Here is a 22,385-nt window from a genome sequence, read left to right as displayed (position 1 = left end):
CTCACCCTGCGGGTGGACGCGCGCAAGCCGCCGGCCAAGGGCGAGGTGGTGCACGTGGCCATCCGCCCCGGCGAGGCGCACGTGTTCTCCCCCGAGTCGGGCAAGCGCGTCTCCCAGGACGAGCGCTGACCTCCCGGCACTGAGATCCCGACAGGCCCCCGGACCACCGGTCCGGGGGCCCTGTCGCGTCGGTCCGGCCGAGCAGGCCCCACCGGTACGTGACCGCCGCTACAGTCCGCGCCGTGGTCCTCGCCGCCGCCCTGCTCGTGCTCGCGGGCCTGGGGCTGTTCGTGCTCGGCGTGACGACCGCCGAGAACGCCTGGTACTGGAGCTGCGTGGCCGCCTGCGGCCTGGCCGCGGCGCTGCTCGTCGTCGCCCGGCTCCGCACCCCGGCCGACGACGCCGTCCCCGCCCCGCCGGCCCCGGAGCAGGAGCCGACGCGGTCCGGCCGCGGGTCGGCCCGGCCCGCCGCGCCCGAGCCGGCCCGGCCCGCCGCCGGCGGGTCGACCTCTGCGGAGGACGCCGACGAGGCGGCGGCGGACCGCGCGGGGGACCCCGCCGGGGCGGAGGCCCGGCCGCGGCCCCGGCCGGCCGGGGATCCCGCCGCGCCGGAGGCCCCGGCGAGGGCGCACGGCCGGTTCCGGGGGAGGGCCGCCGGGGCGGGGCCGGCCGAACCGCCGGAGGAGGACGAGGAGGTCACCGACCTGCTCCTGGTCGTCGACCTCGACGACGAGGTGCTCGTCGTCGACGAGCACCCCCGCTACCACCTCGCCGACTGCTCCTCGCTGGCCGGCGGGGAGACCGTCCGGCTGCCGGTGCGCGAGGCGCGCGCCGAGGGGTTCACCCCGTGCGCCCGGTGCGGCCCGGACGCGCACCTGGCGCACCGCGAGCGCGCCCGCCGGGCAGCCCGCCGCGACTGACCCCCGCGCGACTGCCCCCGCGCGAGCGGCCCGCTACTCCGCCCGCGCCAGCCAGAACCGCGAGCCCGACGGCCCCTCGACCCCGGGCCCCTCGCCGGCCGCCCCGGCGTGCACCCCGGTCGCGAGGACCTCGCCGGCCACCTGCGCGCCGTGCTCGGTCAGCGCCTCGGCCATCGGGCCCTCCGCGGTCCACCACAGCTCGATGCGGTCGCTGACCGACAGGCCCGCGTTCTTGCGCGCCTCCTGCACCAGCCGCACCGCCTCGCGGACCATGCCGGCCCGCTCCAGCTCCGGCGTCATCGTCAGGTCCAGCGCCACCGTGAGCCCACCCGCGCTGGCCACCGTCCAGCCCTCGCGCGGGGTCTCGGTGACCACGAGGTCGCCGTCCTCGAGCGGCACGGCCTGCCCGTCGACGTCCACCGTCGCGGTCCCGGCCCGGTAGGCGGCCACCAGCGCGGCGGCGTCGGCGGCGGCGACGGCCTTCGCCACCGCCTGCACCTGCCCGCCCAGCCGCCGGCCGACGGCGCGGAAGTCGACCTTGACGCGGACGTCGACCAGGTCACCGCCCACCGCCGACAGCTCGGCGAGCTCGGCCACGTTGAGCTCGTCGGCCACCTCGGCCACCAGGTCGCGGGCCAGCGACCCCCAGCCCGGGACGGCCACCAGCGCGCGGGCCAGCGGCTGGCGGGTGCGCACCTTGGCCGAGGTGCGCGCCGCGCGGCCGAGCTCCACCAGCCGGCGGACCAGGTCGACCTGCGCGACCAGCTGCGGGTCGCGGGCGTCCTCGTCGACGGCCGGCCAGGAGGCCAGGTGCACCGAGTCGGGGGCGCCGGCGCCGAGCCCCGGACGGACGACCCGCGCCCACACCTCCTCGGTGACGAACGGGGTGAACGGCGCCATGAGCCGGGTCAGCCCGTCCACGACCTCGTGCAGCGTGCACAGCGCCGCGGGGTCGCCGTCCCAGAACCGGCGGCGCGAGCGGCGCACGTACCAGTTGGACAGGTCGTCGACGAACTGACCGATCAGCCGGCCCGCGCCCTGGGTGTCGAAGGACTCCAGCGCGTCGGTGACCCCCTCGGTGACCGCGGCCAGCTGGGCCAGCGCCCAGCGGTCCAGCAGCGGCCGCTGTTCGCGCGGGGGCGCGGCGGCCCCGTCCGCGCCCGGCCCGGCCCAGCCGTTGGTCTCGGCGTAGAGGGTGAGGAAGCTGGCGGTGTTCCAGTAGGTCAGCAGGACCTTGCGCACCACCTCGGACAGCGTCTCGTGGCCGACCCGGCGGGCCGCCCACGGCGAGCCGCCGGCCAGCATGAACCAGCGGACGGCGTCGGCGCCGTGCCGGTCCATCAGCGGGATCGGCTCGAGGATGTTGCCCAGGTGCTTGCTCATCTTGCGGCCGTCCTCGGCGAGGATGTGGCCCAGGCACAGCACGTTCTCGTACGAGCTCCGCCCGAACACCAGCGTGCCCACGGCCATGAGCGTGTAGAACCAGCCGCGGGTCTGGTCGATGGCCTCGGCGATGAACTGCGCCGGGTAGGCGGCCTCGAACTCGGCCCGGTTGCGGTGCGGCGCGCCCCACTGGGCGAAGGGCATCGACCCGGAGTCGTACCAGGCGTCGATGACCTGCCGGACCCGCCGGTAGGCGCCCTCCTCGCCGGGGCGGGTGAAGGTCACCTCGTCGATGAAGGGCCGGTGCGGGTCGAGGTCGGAGAGGTCCCGGCCGGTGAGCTCCGAGAGCTCGGCCAGCGAGCCGACGGCGACCATCCGGCTCGGGTCGGCGTCGTTGCGCCAGATCGGCAGCGGGGTGCCCCAGTACCGGTCCCGGGACAGCGCCCAGTCGACGTTGTTGTTCAGCCAGTCGCCGTAGCGGCCCCACTGGATGGTCTCGGGGTGCCAGTGGGTCTTCTCGTTCTCGGCGAGCAGCTGGTCCTTGATCGCGCTGGTGCGGATGTACCAGGACGGCTGCGCGTAGTACATGAGCGGCGTGTGGCAGCGCCAGCAGTGCGGGTAGCTGTGCTCGTAGCTCTGCTCCCGCCAGAGCAGGCCGCGCCGCTGCAGGTCGACGACGAGGGCGTCGTCGGCGGCCTTGAAGAACCGGCCGCCCACCAGCGGGACCTCGGTCAGGAAGTGCCCCGAGGCGTCGATCGGGCTGACCACCGGCAGGCCGTAGACCCGGGAGACGGCGAGGTCGTCGGCGCCGAACGCGGGGGACTGGTGCACCAGCCCGGTGCCGTCGTCGGTGGTGACGTAGTCGGCGAGGACGACGAAGTGGGTGTCCTCGTCCTCGGGGAAGTCGACCAGCTCGAACGGGCGCCGGTAGTGCACCCGCTCCCAGTCGCGGCCGGTCGTGCGGGCCAGCACCTCGACGTCCTCGCCCAGCGCCGCGGTCACCAGCGGCTCGGCGACGACGAGGACGGCGTCGTCCTTGCGGGCCACCACGTAGGTGACGTCGGGGTGGACGGCGACGGCGGTGTTGCTCGGCAGCGTCCACGGCGTCGTCGTCCAGACCAGCAGGTCGGCCTTCCCGGCCCACTCGCCGTCGGTGACCGGCAGCCGGACGTACACCGACGGGTCGGTGATCGACTCGTAGCCCTGGGCGACCTCGTGGTCGGAGAGCCCCGTGCCGCACCGCGGGCAGTAGGGCGACACCCGGTGGTCCTCGACGAGCAGGCCCTTCTCGAACACCTGCTTGAGCGACCACCAGACGCTCTCGACGTAGGCGGGGTCCATCGTCCAGTAGGCCGTGGACATGTCCACCCAGTAGCCCATCCGGCGGGTGAGCTCGGTGAAGTCGGCGACGTGGCGCTCGACCGACTCGCGGCAGCGGGCGTTGAACTCCGCCACGCCGTAGCGCTCGATGTCGGGCTTGCCGGCGAAGCCGAGCTCCTGCTCGACGGCGATCTCGACCGGCAGGCCGTGGCAGTCCCAGCCGGCCCGGCGGGGCACGTGCCAGCCCTGCATCGTCTTGAACCGGGGGAAGACGTCCTTGAACGCCCGCGCCTCGATGTGGTGGGTACCGGGACGGCCGTTCGCCGTCGGCGGGCCCTCGTAGAAGACCCACTGCGGCCGGCCCGCCGTGGCCTCCAGCGACCGGGCGAAGACGTCGGCGTCCTCCCAGCGGCGCAGCACGTCCCGCTCGAGCGCGGGCAGGTCGACCTGGGGTGGCAGCGCGCGGAAGGGAGAGCTCACGCGCGCCATTGTCCCCGAGCCGTCGAGCGCGTCCCCGTGCCGGGGCGGCGGGCGCGATACGCCTGTACGGGAGACTGCGCCCATGGGGTGCGGGCGGTGAACGAGGCGGTCACCGTCGCCCTCGCCATCGGGGCGGTCGTCGTGCTCGTGGCCGCGGTGGCGCTGCGCCTCGCCGACCGGCTCGGCCTGCCCAGCCTGCTGCTCTACCTGGCGCTGGGCGTGGCGCTGGGGGAGAGCGGCCTGGGCATCGAGTTCGAGGACGCCGAGCTGACCCTCACCCTCGGTTTCGCCGCCCTGGTCGTCATCCTCGCCGAGGGCGGGCTGACGACGCGGTGGTCCGACGTGCGCCGGGCCATCGGACCCGGCGTCACGCTGGCGACCGTCGGGGTCGTGGTCAGCGTCGCTGCGACGGCCGGGATCGTCGTCTGGTTGCTGGGGTTCGACTGGCCCTTCGCGCTGCTGCTCGCCGCGGTGATCAGCTCGACGGACGCGGCCGCGGTCTTCGCCACGCTCCGCCGGCTGCCGCTGCCGCGCCGGCTGGCGGCGTCGCTCGAGGCGGAGAGCGGCCTGAACGACGCGCCCGTCATCCTCCTCGTGACCATCCTCGCCGAGTACCTCGCCGGGGAGGTCAGCGAGGTCTGGTGGGTGGCGACGCTGATCGTGGCCGGGGAGCTCGCCGGCGGTGCGGTCGTCGGCGTCGGCGTCGGCTTCGGCGGGGCGGCCCTGCTGCGCCGTGTGGCGCTGCCGGTGGCCGGGTTCTACCCGCTGGCGACGCTCGCGCTGTGCGTGCTGGCCTACGCCTCGGGCGTGCTGCTGCACACGTCCGGGTTCGTCGCGGTGTACCTGTGCGGCGTCGTGCTCGGGAACGCCGCGCTGCCGCACCGGACGGCCAGCGTGGGGTTCGCCGAGGGCATGGCCTCGCTGGCGCAGATCGGCCTGTTCGTGATGCTCGGCCTGCTGGTCTCGCCGTCCCGGCTGCCCGAGGCGCTGGGGCCCGCCCTCGTGGCCGGGTCCGCGCTGCTGCTGGTCGGCCGACCGGTCTCGGTGCTGGCCAGCCTGGTCTGGTTCCGCTTCCCGTGGGCCCAGCAGGCGTTCATCTCGTGGGCGGGGCTGCGCGGCGCCGTGCCGATCGTCGTGGCCACCATCCCGCTCACCGTGGGGGCGCCCGGGGCGCCGCTGGTCTTCGACACCGTGTTCGTGCTCGTCGTCGTCTTCACCCTCGTCCAGGGCTGGTCGCTGCCGTGGGTGGCCCGCCGGCTGGGCATCGCCGCGCCGATCGCCCCCCGCGACGTCGAGGTGGAGTCGGCCCCGCTGGAGGAGCTCGACGCCGAGCTCATGCAGCTGCGCGTGCCCGAGGGGTCCCGGCTGCACGGCGTCTACCTGCCCGAGCTGCGGCTCCCCGACGACGCCGCGGTGGTGCTCATCGTCCGCGACGGCCGGTCGTTCGTCCCTGACGGCCACACCCGGCTCATGCGCGGCGACCAGGCGCTGCTGGTCTCGGCCCGCCGCTCCCGGCCGGAGGCCGAGCGCCGGCTGCGGGCGGTGAGCCGGGCGGGCCGGCTGGCTTCGTGGCGCGGCGAGCAGGGCGGGGCCACGGAGGCCGACTGAGTGAGGCGTGCACTTCCGCGGGAGTGCACGCACACGGTCAGCCGGTGAGCTCGAGGGTCTGCATCGTCTCCGCGCGGACGCGGGCCAGCAGCGCCGGGTCGGCGGACAGCTCGCGGCCGTGGGACGGGATCGCCGCCTCCAGCGCCGCGCGGTTCGCCGCGACCCGGTCGGGGAAGGCCCGCTCGACCAGGGTGAGCATCGCCGAGACCGCCGTCGAGGCGCCGGGGGAGGCACCGAGCAGGCCGGCGATCGAGCCGTCGGAGCCGACGATCAGCTCCGTGCCGAACTGCAGCACGCCCCGGCCGGTCGTCGGGTCGCGCTTGATCACCTGCACCCGCTGCCCGGCGGTGATCATGTCCCAGTCGGCCTGCTCGGCCATCGGGACGAACTCCGTGAGCGTGCGGTGCCGGGCGCTGCGCGACTGCAGCAGCTCGCCGACCAGGTACCTCGTCAGCGCCAGCTCGGTCCGGGCCACACCGAGCATGGACCCGAGGTTGTCCGGCTTGACCGACAGCGGCAGGTCGAACACCGACCCGGCCTTGAGGAACTTCGGCGACCAGCCGGCGTAGGGGCCGAACAGCAGGGAGTACTCGCCGTCGACCAGCCGCAGGTCCAGGTGCGGCACCGACATCGGCGGCGCGCCCACCGCGGCCTGGCCGTAGACCTTGGCCTGGTGCTTGGTGACCAGCTCCGGCGAGCGGGTCCGCAGGAACATGCCGCTGACCGGGAACCCGCCGAAGCCGCGGATCTCGGGGATGCCGGCCTCCTGCAGCAGCGGCAACGCGCCACCGCCGGCGCCGACGAACACGAACCGGGTGCGCACCCAGCGCTCCTCGCCGGTCCGCCGGTCGGTGACGGTCACCTTCCAGCGCCCGTCGTCGAGCCGGTCGAGGCCGGTGACCCGTTGGCCGGTGTGCACCTGCACGCCGCGGTCCTCGGCCTGGGTGAACAGCAGCCGGGTCAGCGCGCCGAAGTCCACGTCGGTGCCGGCGGCCGAGCGGGTCGCGGCGACCACCTGCGCGGGGTCGCGGCCGTCCATCACCAGCGGGACCCAGTCGACCAGCTCGGCGGGGGAGTCGGTGTACTCGAGCCCGGCGAACAGCGGCTCGGCCGACAGCGCGGCGTGGCGGGCGCGCATGTAGGCGCGGCCCTGCTCGCCGGTCACGAAGCCGACGTGCGGGACGGGGGAGATGAACTCCTTGGGTGAACCGGTCAGCCCGGTCCGCACCAGGTGCGACCAGAACTGGCGCGACACCTGGAACTGCTCGTTGATGGTGCGGGCCTTGGCCGTGTCGACCCGGCCGTCGGGCCCGGCGGGGGTGTAGTTCAGCTCGCAGAGCGCCGCGTGCCCGGTCCCGGCGTTGTTCCACGCGTCCGAGCTCTCCCCGGCGACCTCGGGCGCGGACTCGAAGACGGTGACGGTCCACTCCGGCGCGATGACATCGAGCAGCGACGCGAGGGTCGCGCTCATGATGCCTCCGCCGACGAGGACCACATCGGGGTCGGTGGCTGAACCGAGGTCGGTGGACACGACTGCCTTCCTGCCGGGGGGACGTGCGCCACCTCCGACGATCGGCCGAACGGAGCGTGAACACGCACTCGGCGGGGTGTGACATTCGTCTAACCCCGGCCGCCACCCGGCCCCGGTGCTGGTCCCGGGCGCCCCGACGGCGCCGCGCGGCGGGCCGGAGGGGGCGCCGGCCGCGGCTACCCTCGCGGGGTCGGACCACCGCCCGCCCCGCCCGAGGAGCACCCGCTGAACGACCTGCCCGAGGACGCCGCGCCCGCTCCGCCGCCGGCCCGCCGGCCGCGCACGCGGCTGCTGCTGGTCCTCGCGGCGCTGGTCCTGCTCGCCGACCTGGCCACCAAGCTGCTCGTCGTCGCCACGATCGACCGGGGGGAGAACGTCCGCCTGCTCGGCGGGCTGGTCTACCTCACCCACGCCCGCAACACCGGCGCCGCGTTCTCGTTCGCCGAGGGCTTCACGGTGGTCTTCACCCTGATCGCCGTCGCGGTGGCCGTGGTGATCGTCCGGACGGCGCGGCGGCTGTTCTCCACCGGCTGGGCGGTGGCGCTGGGCCTGGTGCTCGGCGGCGCGGTGGGCAACCTCGTCGACCGGGTGTTCCGCGACCCCGGGTTCCTGCGCGGCGGCGTCGTCGACTTCGTGTCGGTGTTCGCGCCCGACGGCGAGGTGTACCCGGTCTTCAACGTCGCCGACTCGGCGATCGTCTGCGGCGGCGTGCTCGGCGCCTGGCTCGCGCTGCGCGGCGTCGAGTTCGACGGCACCCGCGGCCGGGACGACTCCGGCACCGACGCCGTCTCCCGCGGCTGACCCCGCCCACCTGGCACGATGGACCAGTGAGCTCGCCCGGCCTGCACCGCGCGCTGCCGGTGCCCGACGGGTTGGAGGGCCAGCGCGTCGACCAGGGCCTCGCCCGCCTCTTCGGGCTCTCCCGCGCCGTCGCCGCCGACCTCGCCGACGCCGAGCGGGTGTGGGTCGACGGCCGGGTCCGCGGCAAGGGCGACCGGCTCACCGGCGGCAGCTGGCTGGAGGTCGAGCTGCCCCCGCCGCCCGGCGAGGCACCCGCGCCCGAGCCCGTCCCCGGGCTCACCGTCGTCCACGACGACGACGACGTCGTGGTCGTCGACAAGCCGGTCGGCGTCGCCGCGCACCCGAGCCCCGGCTGGGAGGGCCCGACCGTCGTCGGCGGGCTGGCCGCGGCCGGCTACCGGATCTCCACCTCCGGGGCGCCGGAGCGGCAGGGCGTGGTCCACCGGCTCGACGCGGCGACGACGGGGCTGATGGTGGTCGCCAAGAGCGAGCGGGCCTACACGCTGCTCAAGGCGGCGTTCAAGGAGCGCACCGTCGACAAGGGCTACCACGCGCTCGTGCAGGGACACCCCGACCCCTCGCGCGGCACCATCGACGCGCCCATCGACCGCCACCCGCGGCACGACTGGAGGTTCGCCGTGGTCAGCGGCGGGCGGCCCTCGGTCACGCACTACGAGGTGGTCGAGGCGTTCCCGGCCGCCAGCCTGGTCGACGTCCACCTCGAGACCGGGCGCACCCACCAGATCCGGGTGCACTTCTCCGCGCTGCGCCACCCCTGCGTCGGCGACATGACCTACGGCGCGGACCCGACGCTGGCCGCGCGGCTGGGCGTGTCCCGCCAGTGGCTGCACGCGGTCCGGCTGGGCTTCGCCCACCCGGCCGACGGCCACCGGGTCGAGTTCACCAGCGACTACCCGGCCGACCTCGCCGGCGCTCTGGCGATCCTGCGCGCCGAGTCCTGAGGCGGCGGCGCCCGCACCGTGACCGACCTGCCCGCCTCCCTCGCCGCGTTCGGCCCCGCCGCGCTGTCGGCCGTCGTCGTCGCGGTGTACCTGGTGGTCGGCGAGCCGCTGGTCGGGCAGGTGCTGCACCGGCGCTTCGAGGGCCGGCTGCGCACCGACCCGGCGGCGCGGCGCTCGTTCTACCTGCGGCTGCTGGTCCTGGAGTGGGGCCTGGCGGTGCTCGCCCTCGTCGTCTGGCTGGCCGCCCCGGGGGTGGACGCCGCCGCCGTCGGCCTGGCCTGGCCCACCGGGCTGCCCGGCCCGGTGACGGCGACGGCGACCGTGCTGGTGCTGCTCGCCTCGCTGCTCTCGGTGCGCGCGCTGCGCTCGGGCGCGCTGGCCCGCACGGCGCCACCGCGCCCGGGTGGAGGCCGGCACGCCGAGCCCACGGCGCACGCGACGCTGGCCCTGCTGCCGCGGTCGCCGGCCGAGCGGCGGCTGTTCTCGGTGGTCGGCGTGACCGCCGGCGTGTGCGAGGAGTGGCTCTACCGCGGGTTCTTCCTCGCCGTCGTCGCCGCGGTCGGCGGGGGCCTGCCGCAGCCGGTGCTGGTCGCCGTCGGCGCGGTCGCGTTCGGCCTGGCGCACGCCTACCAGGGCGTGCCCGGCATCGTGCTCACCGGCGTCCTCGGCGGGCTGTTCGCCGCCCTGTACCTCGAGACCGGCTCGCTGCTGCTGCCGGTGCTGCTGCACGCCGTGGTCGACCTGCGCTTCCTGCTGGTGCCGGCCTCGGCGCTGCCCGGCGCGCCCCCGGGGTCACCGCCCGGGCCGTTGCCCGGGCCACCGCCGGCGTCACGGCCCGGGTCGTGGCCGGCCGGGGGAGCGCTCGCGTGACCGGCGGCCCGGTCGCGACGGTGGCGACGGCGGCCGACTGGCCCGAGGTCGTCGCGCTGCGGACCCGCGTGTTCGTCGAGGAGCAGGGCGTGCCGCCCGAGGTCGAGCAGGACGCCGCCGACGCCACCGCCGTCCACGCGGTCGCCCGCGACCCCGGCGGACGGGTGGTGGCCACCGGCCGGCTGCTCGAGCGCGACGGGCGGGCGCTGGTCGGCCGGATGGCGGTCGACGCGGCCGCTCGCGGCGGCGGGTACGGGGCCGCGGTGCTGGCCGAGCTGCACCGTCAGGCGCTCGTCCGCGGGCTGACCGAGGTGGAGCTGCACGCCCAGGTCACCGCCCGCGGGTTCTACGAGCGGGCCGGCTACACCGCGGTGGGCGGCGAGTACCTGGAGGCCGGCATCGCGCACGTCACGATGCGCCGCCGACTGTGACGGGGTCGTCCCGCCGCGCCGGGACACGTCCTGTCAGACCCTCGGCGTAGGCAGTTCCCGGTGCGAGGATCGCAGGCGCCGGCCCGGGCCCGCGTGCCGACGTCCTCCGCGACTCGCACCGCACCGCCCGGTCTTCCCCGCCGGTCGCCCGCCGGAGCACCCGACGGCCGGGCCAGCACGACCCGTGAGGAGCGCCGCACCACCGTGAGCAGCCCAGACCGCCGAGCCGCGGGCAACGACTCGTTCGTGCACCTGCACGTCCACACCGAGTACTCGATGCTCGACGGGGCGGCCAAGCTGCCCGAGGTCACGAAGGCCGCCGCCGAGTACGGCATGCCGGCGCTGGCGATGACCGACCACGGCAACGTGTTCGGCGCCTACGACTTCTACAAGCAGGCCACGGCCGCCGGCGTGAAGCCGATCATCGGCATGGAGGGCTACTACACGCCCGGTTCCCGGTTCGACCGCGCGCCCTTCGACTTCGGCGACAACCTCATCGACGAGGACGGCGAGGGCGGGTCCTCCCGCGGCAAGGCCGCCTACACGCACATGACGCTGCTGGCCCGCACCACCGAGGGGATGCACAACCTCTTCCGCATCTCCTCGCTGGCCAGCCTCGAGGGGCAGTACCGCAAGCCGCGCTTCGACCGCGACCTGCTCGAGCGCTACGGGAAGGGCCTCATCGCGACGACGGGCTGCCCGTCGGGCGAGGTCAACATGTGGCTGCGCGCGGGCAAGTACGACCGCGCCCGGCAGGCCGCGGCCGACTTCCAGGACATCTTCGGCAAGGAGAACTTCTACGCCGAGCTGATGGACCACGGCCTGTCCATCGAGCAGAAGACCCGCCCGCAGCTGATGCAGATCTCGCAGGAGCTCGGCATCCCGCTGCTGGCCACCAACGACCTGCACTACACGCACAAGGAGGACGCCGAGGCCCACGACGCCCTGCTGTGCATCCAGACCGGGTCGCGGCTCAACGAGACCAACCGCTTCAAGTTCAACGGCGACGGCTACTACCTCAAGAGCGCCGCCGAGATGCGGGCGCTGTTCACCGGTGACCTCGCCGCGGCGTGCGACAACACGCTGCTGGTCGCCGAGCAGTGCGAGGTGACCTTCACCGAGGGTGCCGACCTCATGCCGCGGTTCCCCCTGCCGCCGGGGGAGGACGAGACCTCCTGGTTCGTCAAGGAGGTCGAGCGGGGCCTGCACAAGCGCTACCCGAACGGCATCCCCGACCACGTGCGCAAGCAGGCCGACTACGAGGTCGGGATCATCACCCAGATGGGCTTCCCGGGGTACTTCCTCGTGGTCGCCGACTTCATCAACTGGGCCAAGGACAACGGCATCCGCGTCGGTCCCGGACGCGGCTCGGCGGCGGGCTCGCTGGCCGCCTACGCCATGGGCATCACCGACCTCGACCCGCTGCAGCACGGGCTGATCTTCGAGCGCTTCCTCAACCCCGAGCGCGTGTCCATGCCCGACGTCGACATCGACTTCGACGACCGCAGGCGCGGCGAGGTCATCCAGTACGTCTCGCGGAAGTACGGCGAGGAGCGGGTCAGCCAGATCGTCACCTACGGCACCATCAAGGCCAAGGCCGCGATCAAGGACGCCGCGCGGGTGCTCGACCGCCCCTACTCGGTCGGCGACGAGCTGACCAAGCTCATGCCCCCGGACGTCATGGGCAAGGGCATCCCGCTGTCGGGCGTCTTCGACCCGGCCCACCCCCGGTACAAGGAGGCCGCGGAGTTCCGCGCCCGGTACGAGTCCGACCCGGGCGCGGCCGAGGTGGTCGACCAGGCGCGCAAGCTCGAGGGCCTCAAGCGGCAGTGGGGCGTGCACGCGGCCGGCGTCATCATCGGCCGCCACCCGCTGATCGACTCGATCCCGATCATGCGCCGGGAGAACGACGGCGCGATCATCACGCAGTTCGACTACCCGACCTGCGAGACGCTCGGCCTGCTGAAGATGGACTTCCTGGGCCTGCGCAACCTCACGGTCATCGACGACGCGCTGCGCAACATCGTCGCGAACGGCAAGGAGCCGATCGACCTCGACGAGATCAGCAAGGACCTCACCGACAAGGCCACCTACGACCTGCTGGCCCGCGGTGACACCCTCGGCGTCTTCCAGTTCGACGGCGGGCCGATGCGCTCGCTGCTGCGGCTCATGCGGCCGGACAACTTCGAGGACATCTCCGCCGTCGGCGCGCTCTACCGGCCCGGCCCGATGGGTGCGAACTCGCACACCAACTACGCGCTGCGCAAGAACGGCCAGCAGGAGATCACGCCGATCCACCCCGAGCTGGCCGAGCCGCTCGAGGAGATCCTGGGCGGCACCTACGGCCTGATCGTGTACCAGGAGCAGGTCATGGCGATCGCACAGAAGGTCGCCGGCTACTCCCTCGGCAAGGCCGACCTGCTGCGCCGCGCCATGGGCAAGAAGAAGAAGTCGGTCCTCGACGCGGAGTTCGTCGGGTTCGAGGCCGGCATGAAGGAGCGCGGCTACTCCGACGCGGCGATCAAGACGCTGTGGGACATCCTCGTCCCCTTCGCCGACTACGCGTTCAACAAGGCGCACTCGGCCGCCTACGGCCTGGTCTCGTACTGGACCGCCTACCTCAAGGCCAACTACCCGGCCGAGTACATGGCCGGCCTGCTCACCAGCGTCGGCGACGACAAGGACCGCCGCCCGGTCTACCTGGCCGAGTGCCGGCGGATGGGCATCAAGGTGCTCCCGCCCGACGTCAACGAGTCCTCCTGGGACTTCACCGCCGTCGGCACCGACATCCGCTTCGGGCTCGCCTCGGTGCGCAACGTCGGCCACAACGTCGTCGAGTCGATCGTCCGGGCGCGCGAGGAGAAGGGCGCGTTCAAGGACTTCGCCGACTTCATGCGCAAGATCGACACCGTCGCCTGCAACAAGAAGGTGATCGAGTCGCTGGCCAAGGCCGGCGCGTTCGACTCGATGGGCCACTCACGCCAGGGGATCGCCGCCATCCACGCCCAGGCCGTCGACGCCGCGATGGCCCTGAAGCGCAAGGAGGCCGAGGGGCAGTTCGACCTGTTCGGCAGCTTCGGCGCCGACGCCGGCGACGACGACCCCTTCGGCGGGGCGCTCGACATCGCCGTCCCGACGGCGGACTGGTCGAAGTCCGAGCGGCTGGTCTTCGAGCGCGACATGCTCGGCCTCTACGTCTCCGACCACCCGCTGCACGGCGTCGAGCACGTGCTCGCGGCCAACGCCGACACCCCGATCGCCGAGATCAACGCCGGTGGCGTGGAGGACGGCGCCAACGTCACCATCGCCGGCATCCTCACCTCGGTCGCCCCGCGGACGAACAAGCAGGGCGCGCCCTGGGCCATCGCGACGCTGGAGGACCTCGAGTCCGGCATCGAGGTGCTGTTCTTCCCCAAGACGTGGGCGGAGGTCTCGGAGAAGGTCGTCCGCGACCAGATCGTCGTGGTCAAGGGCCGGATCAGCCGGCGCGACGACCAGCCCTCGCTGTTCGGCTCCGAGGTGACCATCCCCGAGCTCACCGAGGGCCCGCGCGGGCCGGTGCTGGTGTCGATGGCCGCTGCCCGCTGCACCCCGCCGGTGGTCGAGCGGCTGCGGGAGGTGCTCGGCAGCCACCCGGGCACCACCGAGGTCCACCTCAAGCTGGTCAACGGCGGCCGGGAGACCGTGCTGCGGCTCGACCAGGGGCTGCGGGTGCGGCCGAGCACCGCGCTCATGGGCGACATCAAGGCACTGCTCGGGCCCACCAGCGTCGCGCTGCTGTGAGCCCCGCGGGCAGCGCCCCTGACGGCGGGCAGCCCGGGGCGCGGGGTTCACTGGGAGCCGTGAGCAGCCCCGCCCCGGTCCCCGACGGCCCCCTGCCCGGCCCGGCGGCGGTGCCGGCGACCGTGCCGTCGGTCGTCGGCCGGCCGGCCCGGTCGCTGGCCGGGCAGGTCCTGGCCGAGGTCCGCACCGACCTGCGGCCCGCGACCGCCTGGGGATGCCTGATCGCGCTGTGCGGGCTGCCCGCCGGCCTGCTGTGGGTGTGGCTGGCCCCGCGCGGCCGCTTCGAGGTGGTCGAGGGGGGCGCGGTCCCGGTCGGCCGCCCGTCGGCGGAGCTGCTGGTGGCCGGCGACTCCGTCCTTGTCCTCGTGCTGGCCGGGCTGGGTCTGCTGGCCGGCGGGCTGGCCTGGGCGATGCGCCGGCGGCGGGGGGTGGCGGTCCTGGTGGCCACCGCCCTGGGCGCCGCCGTCGCCGGGCTGCTCGCCTGGCAGCTGGGCGAGCTGCTCGCGCCCGGGCCGACGGCGGAGCAGCTCGCCGACGTCGGCGCCCGGGTCACGTCGGGCCTGCGGCTGTCCTCGCCACCGGCGCTGGCGGTCGGCCCGTTCGCCGCGCTGGCCGTCTACGTCGTCGCCGCGCTGTTCTCCTCCAGGGACGACCTGGGCCGCGGGTGACGTGCTGGACCGGCCATCTCCCAGGGGCCCGCGTCGAGCGGAGCGAGGCGTGGGGGGACAGGTGGCCCTTCGTCAGTTGAGGCTCAGCGACCCGGCGAACTGCGTCGGCGGCGCCGGCACCGCGCCGACGGTCTCGAGCAGGGTCAGCTCCCGGCGCAGCATCCGGATCTCGGCGGCCAGCCGACGCCGGGTCGCCGACTCCGCGAGCAGCGCCTGCCGGTCCTCGGTGGTCAGCAGCGCCGCCGAGGCGACCAGGTAGGACAGCGCCCGCGGGTCACCGGCCACCGCCTCCAGCAGGGCCGCGGCGCCGGTCGGGTCCTCACCGGCGTCGGCGAGGTCCGCGGCCTGCTCCACCTCGTCGGTGTCCAGACCCGCCTGCAGCCCGGCGACCGCGGCGACGTACCGGGTGAACAGCCCGCCCACGCCGCGCTCGAGCAGGGCCAGCGACCCGCGCGCCACCTCGGCGGCCAGGCCCTCGTCGACCCCTCCGTCCGGTGCCGCGCCCGCGCCGGCCGCCGGGTCGGCGACCGTCTCCTGGTCGCCCGCCGCCTCCTCGGCGGCCTCCTCGTCGGCCAGCCACTCGACCTCGGCCCGCAGGTAGGGCGGGTCGTCCCCGGCGGCGTCCCCGTCCCCGTCGTCCCCGGCCCGGCCGCCGACGACGACGTCGAGCAGCCGGAACCGCTCACCGCCCACGGTGACGACGGCGAAGGTGCCGTCGGGCTGCGGCCGGACCGCCTGCACCAGCGCCGTGCAGCCGACGTCGAACAGCGCCTCGGCCGGCGCCACCCGCTCGACCTCCCAGCCCTGGCGGATCGCGACCACCCCGAAGCGCCGCTCCGCTCCCTCCGGCAGGGCCAGCAGGTCGCGCACCAGTGCCCGGTACCGCGGCTCGAACACCTGCAGCGGCAGCACGATGCCGGGGAACAGCGGCGTCCCCAGCGGGAAGAGCGGGATGAGGTCGCCCACGCCGGGAGCCTACGGGCGGCGGGTGCCCCGGGCGCTCCCGACGGGCGCCTGCCCGGTCACTACCCTGGGGGGTCGACCCCCCCCGCGCCGCACTCCCGGAGGCCGCCCGTGCTCGCCCGCATCGACCTGCGCGGATCCGCGCTCCCCGGGGTCCGCGACCTGGCCGGCCTGCTGCCGCGGGCGGCCACCGACATCGACTCGGTCCTGGCCACCGTGCGGCCGCTGTGCGAGGACGTCCGCGTCCGCGGGGCCCAGGCCGTCCGCGAGATCACCGCCCGCCTCGACGGCGTCGACGCCGAGGACTTCACCGTCCCGCCGGAGGCCATCCGCGCCGCCCTCGACGGCCTGGGCCCCGACGTGCGGGCCGCGCTCGAGGAGTCCATCGCCCGGGTCCGGAAGGTGCACGCCGACCAGGCCCGCACCGACGTCACCACCCAGGTGGTGCGCGGCGGCACGGTCACCGAGCGGTGGGTGCCGGTGCGCCGTGTCGGCCTGTACGTGCCCGGCGGGCTGGCGCCGCTGCTGTCCAGCGTGGTGATGAACGTCGTCCCCGCGCAGATCGCCGGCGTCGAGTCGATCGCCGTCGCCTCCCCACCGCAGCGCGACCACGGCGGCCTGCCCGACCCCGGCGTGCTGGCCGCGTGCGCACTGCTCGGCGTCACCGAGGTGCACGCCGTCGGCGGCGCGCAGGCCATCGCCGTCTTCGGCTACGGCGCGGGCGCCTGCGAGCCGGTGGACATGGTCACCGGGCCGGGCAACGTCTACGTCACCGCCGCCAAGCGGCTGCTGCGCGGGCTGATCGGCATCGACTCCGAGGCCGGCCCCACCGAGGTCGCCATCCTCGCCGACGACACCGCCGACCCCGTGCACGTCGCCGCCGACCTGATCAGCCAGGCCGAGCACGACCCGCTCGCCGGCGCGGTCCTGGTCACCACGAGCGAGGAGCTCGCCGACGCCGTCCTCGACCTGGTCCCCGGGCAGGTCGCGGCCACCAAGCACTCCGAGCGGATCCTCACCGCCCTCGGGGGCAGCCAGTCCGGGATCGTGCTGGTCGACGACGTCGATGCCGGCCTCGCGGTCGTCGACGCCTACGCCGCCGAGCACCTGGAGATCCAGACCCGGGACGCCCGCGAGGTCGCGCTGCGGGTGCGCAACGCCGGCGCGGTGTTCGTCGGCGCCTGGTCGCCGGTGTCCCTGGGCGACTACATCGCCGGGTCCAACCACGTGCTGCCCACCGGCGGCTGCGCCCGGCACTCCTCCGGCCTGAGCGTGCAGTCGTTCCTGCGCGGCATCCACGTGGTCGAGTACGACGAGCAGGCCCTCGCCGAGGTGGCCGGGCACGTCGACGCGCTCGCCCACGCCGAGGACCTGCCCGCGCACGCGGCCGCCGTCCGGGTGCGGCAGCAGCCGTGACCTCCCTCGACGAGCTCCCGCTGCGGCCGGAGCTGCGCGGCCGCACGCCCTACGGCGCCCCGCAGCTGCAGGTCACCCACCGGCTCAACACCAACGAGAACCCGCACCCGCTGCCGGCCGAGCTGCTCGCCACGCTCGGCGAGGCGCTCGGGCACGCTGCGGTCGACCTCAACCGCTACCCCGACCGGGACGCCGTCGCCCTGCGCGCCGACCTCGCTGCCTACCTGAGCCGAGGCGGGGAGCGCATCGAGCCGGCGCAGGTCTGGGCCGCCAACGGCTCCAACGAGGTCCTCCAGCAGCTGCTGCAGGCCTTCGGCGGTGCCGGCCGGACGGCGCTGGGCTTCACCCCGTCCTACTCGATGCACCCGATCATCGCGGCCGGCACCGGGACGGCGTGGGTCGACGGGCACCGCCGCGAGGACTTCACCATCGACGCCGCGCAGGCCGCCGCGCAGGTGCGCGAGGTCGGTCCCGACGTCGTCTTCGTCACCAGCCCGAACAACCCGACCGGCACCGCCGTCGCGCTGGAGACGATCGCGGAGCTCTACGACGCCACCGCCGGCGTGCTGGTCGTCGACGAGGCCTACGCCGAGTTCGCCCGCACCGGCACGCCGTCGGCGCTGAGCCTGCTGCCGCGCCGGCCGCGGCTGGTGGTCAGCCGCACGATGAGCAAGGCGTTCGGCATGGCCGGCCTGCGGCTGGGCTACCTGGCCGCCGACCCCGCCGTCGTCGACGCGCTGCAGCTGGTCCGGCTGCCCTACCACCTGTCCTCGCTGACGCAGGCCGCCGCGCGGGCCGCGCTGGCGCACACCGACGCGCTGCTGGCCACCGTCGACGCGGTCAAGGACCAGCGCGACCGGATCGTGGCCACGCTGCCGTCCCTGCGGCTGACCAGCGTCCCCAGCGACGCCAACTTCGTCCTGTTCGGCCGGTTCGCCGACGCCGCGGCCGCCTGGAGGGCACTGCTCGAGCACGACGTCCTCGTCCGCGACGTCGGCATCCCCGGCTGGCTGCGGGTCACCGCCGGCACGCCCGCCGAGACCGACGCCTTCCTCACCGCGCTGGGTGAGGTCGCCCCCGACCACCGCCTGGGAGACTGAGACCCATGAGCCGTACCGCCCGCGTGGAGCGCACCACCAGCGAGACCAAGCTCGTCGTCGAGCTCGACCTCGACGGCACCGGGAAGAGCTCGATCAGCACCGGCGTCGGCTTCTACGACCACATGCTCACCGCGCTGTCCAAGCACAGCGGCATCGACCTGACCGTCCAGGCCGACGGCGACCTGCACATCGACGCCCACCACACCGTCGAGGACGTCGCCATCGCGCTCGGCCAGGCCTTCGGCGAGGCGCTGGGGGACAAGAAGGGCATCACCCGCTACGGCGACGCCACGGTGCCGATGGACGAGGTGCTCGTGGAGGCCGCCGTCGACCTGTCCGGCCGGCCGTACTTCGTGCACGCCGAGCCCGAGACCATGACGCCGATGATCGGGCCGGACTACCCGACGTCGCTGACCAAGCACGTGCTCGAGTCGTTCGCCTTCAACGCGCGGATCACCCTGCACGTGCGGGTGCTCTACGCCGGCCGCGACGCCCACCACATCGTCGAGGGCCAGTTCAAGGCGCTGGCCCGGGCGCTGCGCACCGCCGTCGCCCTCGACCCGCGGACCACCGGCGTCCCCTCCACCAAGGGCGCGCTCTAGGTGACCTCCGGCGTCGTCCTCGTCGTCTTCGGCGGCTTCCTGCTCGGCGGGGCGTGGAGCATCTGGCGGGCCGACCACGACACCAAGGGACGGACCGGCCCGCAGGTCCTCTTCGCCGTCGTGCTGTTGGTGGCGGCGCTCCTGGCGACCGTCTCGGGGATCCTCCGGTTGATCTGAGCGACCGGTTCCTCGGGCTGGTCCTCGCCGACCCGACGGTGGCGGCCGTGCTCGACCGCGCGCCGTCCCTCGGCCTCGCCGACTGACGAAGGACCCCCCTGCCCCCAGCCCTCGCAGGCTCGGACCGGGCCCCTGCACGGGGGCCGTGCCGGCATCCGCGACGCCGACCTCTTCTACTGGGACGCCGACACCGGCTGGGACGCCGAGGACGCCGTCATCCGCCGCGGCGCGGACCCGTTCGCCGGCCTGCCCGTGCCGGTGGAGATCCGCAACCAGGCGCGGGTGCACCTGTGGTACGCCGACCGCTTCGGCACCGCCGCGCCGGAGCCGTTCGGGAACTGTGCCCAGGCGATCGACGCCTTCGCCGCCCCCTGCTGCGCGGTGGGCGTGACCGTGGCCGACGGCGGCCCGCGCCTGTACGCCCCCTTCGGCCTCGACGACCTGTTCGACCTGGTGGTGCGGCCCAACCCGGCGAGCCCGGCGCCCCGCGAGGTCTACGAGACCAAGGCCGCCCGCTGGCAGGCGGTGTGGCCCGAGCTCACCGTGCTGCCGTGGGACGCGAGCCCGCCGCGGTGACGGCACCGGCCGCGAGCGCGGCCGCCGCGGCCGGCACCCGACGGCCCGCCATGGCGTTGCGCACCGCCGCCGCCACCAGCCCCCACACGACGGCGGCCGGGTAGCCCCGCGACGACGGGATGCCGCGGGCGACCGCCGAGGCGATCGCGGCGGCGGCGCCGGTCATCGCCACACCCCAGGCGTCGGCGGCGCGCGGGCCGGGCCGGACCCCCTCGGCCAGCAGCACCTCGGTGGGCGCGGCCACGGAGGCCAGCGTCAGCCAGCCGGCGAACAGGCCCAGCGGCAAGCGCACCGTCCAGCGGTCGGCGGGGCGCGCGGGCCCGGCGCCGGCCCGGGTGTGGGCGAGCGCCGCCGCCGCCATCGTGGCGGCCACCACGGGGACCTGCTGCCGCGGCCGCAGCCGCACCCAGGTGCCCGCCAGCGCGTAGGCCGCCGCGGCGGGCCAGCCGGTCCGGCGCAGCAGCGGGTCCCGGCGGCGGGAGGGGCGGGCGGTCTCGGCGGCGTAGGCCAGTGAGCCGGCGTAGACGGGGAACCAGATCCCGAAGGCCCAGTCCGCCGGCAGCACCCGGCTGTCGCTCTCCTCGGCGTCGCCGTAGTCCCCGGTCGCCCCGCTCACCAGACCGCCCAGGACCCCGGCGACCACGGCGGCCCGGCGCAGGTCGTCGCTGTCCACGCCCGGGCAACGTCCGGGCCCGGGCGGGGGTGCCGGGGAACACGGCCGGTCCCGGGCGCGCTGCTCGGTACCGTGGCAGGCGTGAAGAAGGTGGTCGTCCTCGACTACGGCTCGGGCAACCTGCGGTCGGCCGAGCGGGCGCTGACCCGCGTCGGCGCCGACGTCACCGTGACCGCCGACCGGCAGGCCGCGCTCGACGCCGACGGCCTCGTCGTCCCCGGCGTCGGCGCCTTCGCGCACTGCATGCGCGAGCTGCGCGCCGTCGACGGGCCGCGCACCATCGGCCGCCGGCTGGCCGGCGGGCGGCCGGTGCTGGGCATCTGCGTGGGCATGCAGGTGCTCTTCGAGCGCGGTGTCGAGCACGGCCACGACGTCGAGGGCTGCGGGGAGTGGCCGGGCACGGTGGAGCAGCTGAAGGCGCCGGTGCTCCCGCACATGGGCTGGAACACCGTGGAGACGCCCCGCGACACCGTGCTCTTCGACGGGCTGGCCGGCGAGCGCTTCTACTTCGTGCACTCCTACGGCGTCCGCGAGTTCACCCTCGGCCAGGACGGCCGCCCCGGTCCGCTGGCGCCGCCGAAGGTGACGTGGGCCGAGCACGGCGACCGCTTCGTCGCCGGGGTGGAGAACGGCGCCCTGTCGGCCACCCAGTTCCACCCGGAGAAGAGCGGTGACGCCGGCGCCCAGCTGCTCACCAACTGGCTCGCCACAATCTGAGGGGGGACCCCCGTCGGTCAGCGCTCCCTGACCGCCTGGATGAGTGCTCCGACCCCCGACACCCAACCGCCGCCCGCGGCCACCCAGTGCGCGGTGGCCTTCGTCTCCTGGGCCCGCCGCGCCTGCTCGCAGGCGCCGGCCAGGAGGTCGGCGCCGACCGCGTACGGGCAGTCGGGACCGGTGGGGAGCAGGACGAGCACCCCGAGCCCGACCACGAGCACCGCCAACCCGGTCCACAGGAGCAGCCTGCCCATGGCCCACCCTCCTCCGGCGCCGCAGCGGGGTCGTCGGTCCTGAGGACGGCGGGGGAGGGGCGTCTGGTACACGTCCGGAGCGGCGGGGTCCCCTCTCACTGCAGCGGGACCGGCGGCTGCGCCCACCACGGCGCGTCGACCACCTCCACCCGCCGCACCCACTTCACCCACCAGTAGCCGCGCCGGCCCGGCGCGACCAACCGCACCGGTGCGCCGTGCCCGGCCGACAGGCGCCGGCCCGCGCAGTGGGTGGCCAGCAGCAGGGACCCCGCGTCGGCCAGCGGCAGCCGCCGCCGGTAGCCGGTCACCGACACGACGTCCACGCTGCCGCCCTCGGGCAGGTCCCGGCCGGCGAGCAGCCGGTCCAGCCGCACCCCGCGCCACTCCTGCTCGGCGTACCAGCCGCCGGTGCAGTCGAGGACGGCGGTGAGGGTGTCGCCGCGGTCCAGGTCGTCCGCGCGCAGCCGGGTGGTGCGGCCACCGGCGACCAGCTCGAGCGCGTCCCCGGCGTCGGCCGGCACGGTGTCGGTGAACCACTGGGTGACCGGCATCGCCGACGGGTCGCCGCTGCCGCGCTCGTGCGAGCCGGTGGCCCGCCGCCGCGCGCCGGGCGCCCCGGTGAGCCGCAGGCCGCCCTCGACCGCGGCCCACAGCGCGACCGCGCCGGCCGCCAGGCCGCCGGCCTGCAGCAGCGCCCGCCGGGAGACGTCGGCACGCCGCGGCCGCTGCCGGCTGCCGACGGCGTGCAGGACCACCAGCAGGCCGGTGCCGACGCCCGCGGCCACGTGCACCTGCAGCACGCCCACCCCGGCCACCGTGGTGCCCGCCGCGCTGTGCAGGACGCCGGTTCCGACGGTGAGTGCCAGGAGCACGGCGAGTGCCCAGGCGACGGCGGGGTCGCGCCGGGCGCGGGTCCGGCGCCTCGCGCGCTGCACGACGACGGTCTTCCACGGCACGAGGAGCAGCAGGCCCAGGCCCGCGGCCCCGTGCGCGGCGGCGACGAGGCGGGACGGCAGCGGCGTGCCGACGCCGAAGGCCAGCACGCCGGTGGTGCCCGCGACCACCAGCAGCGCCAGCAGGCCGAGGTTCGTGCGACGCCCGGCGCGACGGGGGAACGCACCGGCCGGCATCCCCGGAGTGTCCTCCCCGC

Annotated in this window: 20 protein-coding genes; 14 read left to right on the top strand and 6 right to left on the bottom strand. The window is 75.3% G+C overall.

Annotated elements, in window-relative coordinates; translation table 11 throughout:
- Positions 1-218 precede the first annotated feature (218 nt).
- Positions 219-920, top strand: a complete 702-nt coding sequence (locus ACI78U_RS14670; protein WP_456876058.1) for a hypothetical protein — start codon at positions 219-221, stop codon at positions 918-920.
- Positions 921-953: 33 nt separating this feature from the next.
- On the opposite strand, the gene ileS is transcribed toward ACI78U_RS14670, so the two are convergent.
- Complete coding sequence (gene ileS / locus ACI78U_RS14665) at positions 954-4,112, bottom strand: isoleucine--tRNA ligase (RefSeq protein ID WP_456876057.1); 3,159 nt, start codon at positions 4,110-4,112, stop codon at positions 954-956.
- Positions 4,113-4,199: 87 nt separating this feature from the next.
- On the opposite strand from ileS, the gene ACI78U_RS14660 reads away from it, so the two are divergent.
- A complete protein-coding gene (locus ACI78U_RS14660) occupies positions 4,200-5,711 on the top strand; it encodes a potassium/proton antiporter (protein ID WP_456876056.1) in 1,512 nt (503 codons plus the stop codon).
- Positions 5,712-5,748: 37 nt separating this feature from the next.
- Here ACI78U_RS14660 and mqo read toward each other — a convergent pair whose 3' ends face one another.
- A complete protein-coding gene (gene mqo / locus ACI78U_RS14655; protein ID WP_456876055.1) occupies positions 5,749-7,182 on the bottom strand; it encodes a malate dehydrogenase (quinone) in 1,434 nt (477 codons plus the stop codon).
- A gap of 285 nt (positions 7,183-7,467) precedes the next feature.
- Here mqo and lspA point away from each other — a divergent pair, with 285 nt between their 5' ends.
- From lspA to ACI78U_RS14625, 6 genes are all read left to right on the top strand, one after another.
- Entirely contained in the window at positions 7,468-8,043 is a 576-nt protein-coding gene (lspA, locus tag ACI78U_RS14650) for a signal peptidase II (protein WP_456876060.1), read from the top strand.
- 26 nt (positions 8,044-8,069) lie between these two features.
- Complete coding sequence (locus ACI78U_RS14645; protein ID WP_456876054.1) at positions 8,070-9,005, top strand: RluA family pseudouridine synthase; 936 nt, start codon at positions 8,070-8,072, stop codon at positions 9,003-9,005.
- Positions 9,006-9,023: 18 nt separating this feature from the next.
- Complete coding sequence (locus tag ACI78U_RS14640; RefSeq protein WP_456876053.1) at positions 9,024-9,875, top strand: CPBP family intramembrane glutamic endopeptidase; 852 nt, start codon at positions 9,024-9,026, stop codon at positions 9,873-9,875.
- Positions 9,872-10,306, top strand: a complete 435-nt coding sequence (locus ACI78U_RS14635) for a GNAT family N-acetyltransferase (RefSeq protein WP_456876052.1) — start codon at positions 9,872-9,874, stop codon at positions 10,304-10,306. The genes ACI78U_RS14640 and ACI78U_RS14635 overlap by 4 nt, the downstream gene beginning before the upstream one ends.
- 204 nt (positions 10,307-10,510) lie before the next feature.
- The gene (gene dnaE / locus ACI78U_RS14630; RefSeq protein WP_456876051.1) at positions 10,511-14,089 is read left to right on the top strand and encodes a DNA polymerase III subunit alpha; all 3,579 of its coding nucleotides are present in this window, start codon (positions 10,511-10,513) and stop codon (positions 14,087-14,089) included.
- A 59-nt stretch (positions 14,090-14,148) separates the two neighbouring features.
- The gene (locus ACI78U_RS14625; RefSeq protein WP_456876050.1) at positions 14,149-14,757 is read left to right on the top strand and encodes a hypothetical protein; all 609 of its coding nucleotides are present in this window, start codon (positions 14,149-14,151) and stop codon (positions 14,755-14,757) included.
- Between the two features lie 72 nt (positions 14,758-14,829).
- Here ACI78U_RS14625 and ACI78U_RS14620 read toward each other — a convergent pair whose 3' ends face one another.
- Positions 14,830-15,723 carry an LON peptidase substrate-binding domain-containing protein gene (locus tag ACI78U_RS14620; RefSeq protein ID WP_456876049.1) on the bottom strand — a complete coding sequence of 298 codons (894 nt, stop codon included), beginning with the start codon at positions 15,721-15,723 and terminating at the stop codon, positions 14,830-14,832.
- A 108-nt stretch (positions 15,724-15,831) separates the two neighbouring features.
- Here ACI78U_RS14620 and hisD point away from each other — a divergent pair, with 108 nt between their 5' ends.
- The 5 genes from hisD to ACI78U_RS14595 all read left to right on the top strand — a co-directional run bounded on the left by hisD (position 15,832) and on the right by ACI78U_RS14595 (position 19,591).
- Entirely contained in the window at positions 15,832-17,136 is a 1,305-nt protein-coding gene (hisD, locus tag ACI78U_RS14615; RefSeq protein ID WP_456876048.1) for a histidinol dehydrogenase, read from the top strand.
- Positions 17,133-18,236, top strand: a complete 1,104-nt coding sequence (locus ACI78U_RS14610) for a histidinol-phosphate transaminase (RefSeq protein ID WP_456876047.1) — start codon at positions 17,133-17,135, stop codon at positions 18,234-18,236. Before hisD ends, ACI78U_RS14610 begins: the two co-directional genes overlap by 4 nt.
- Positions 18,237-18,241: 5 nt before the next feature.
- Positions 18,242-18,838 (top strand): imidazoleglycerol-phosphate dehydratase HisB, encoded by a 597-nt coding sequence (hisB, locus tag ACI78U_RS14605; RefSeq protein WP_456876046.1) that lies wholly within the window; start codon positions 18,242-18,244, stop codon positions 18,836-18,838.
- A complete protein-coding gene (locus ACI78U_RS14600; RefSeq protein WP_456876045.1) occupies positions 18,839-19,015 on the top strand; it encodes a hypothetical protein in 177 nt (58 codons plus the stop codon). It begins immediately after the preceding gene.
- 132 nt (positions 19,016-19,147) lie between these two features.
- Positions 19,148-19,591 (top strand): nucleotidyltransferase family protein, encoded by a 444-nt coding sequence (locus ACI78U_RS14595; protein WP_456876059.1) that lies wholly within the window; start codon positions 19,148-19,150, stop codon positions 19,589-19,591.
- Here the strand turns inward: ACI78U_RS14595 and ACI78U_RS14590 are convergent.
- Positions 19,554-20,264: a hypothetical protein gene (locus ACI78U_RS14590; RefSeq protein WP_456876044.1), complete on the bottom strand. Its 711-nt coding sequence runs from the start codon at positions 20,262-20,264 to the stop codon at positions 19,554-19,556. The two genes, ACI78U_RS14595 and ACI78U_RS14590, sit on opposite strands and share 38 nt — an antisense overlap.
- 81 nt (positions 20,265-20,345) lie before the next feature.
- Here ACI78U_RS14590 and hisH point away from each other — a divergent pair, with 81 nt between their 5' ends.
- A complete protein-coding gene (gene hisH / locus ACI78U_RS14585) occupies positions 20,346-20,981 on the top strand; it encodes an imidazole glycerol phosphate synthase subunit HisH (protein ID WP_456876043.1) in 636 nt (211 codons plus the stop codon).
- 17 nt (positions 20,982-20,998) lie between these two features.
- On the opposite strand, the gene ACI78U_RS14580 is transcribed toward hisH, so the two are convergent.
- Both ACI78U_RS14580 and ACI78U_RS14575 read right to left on the bottom strand, forming a co-directional pair.
- Positions 20,999-21,235: a hypothetical protein gene (locus ACI78U_RS14580; protein WP_456876042.1), complete on the bottom strand. Its 237-nt coding sequence runs from the start codon at positions 21,233-21,235 to the stop codon at positions 20,999-21,001.
- Between the two features lie 95 nt (positions 21,236-21,330).
- Complete coding sequence (locus tag ACI78U_RS14575; protein ID WP_456876041.1) at positions 21,331-22,365, bottom strand: molybdopterin-dependent oxidoreductase; 1,035 nt, start codon at positions 22,363-22,365, stop codon at positions 21,331-21,333.
- Between the last annotated feature and the right edge of the window lie 20 nt (positions 22,366-22,385).

The organism is Geodermatophilus sp. SYSU D00710 (assembly GCF_054050195.1).
Note: the sequence above shows the minus strand (reverse complement) of the source record. Positions and strands in the feature narration are given on the sequence as shown.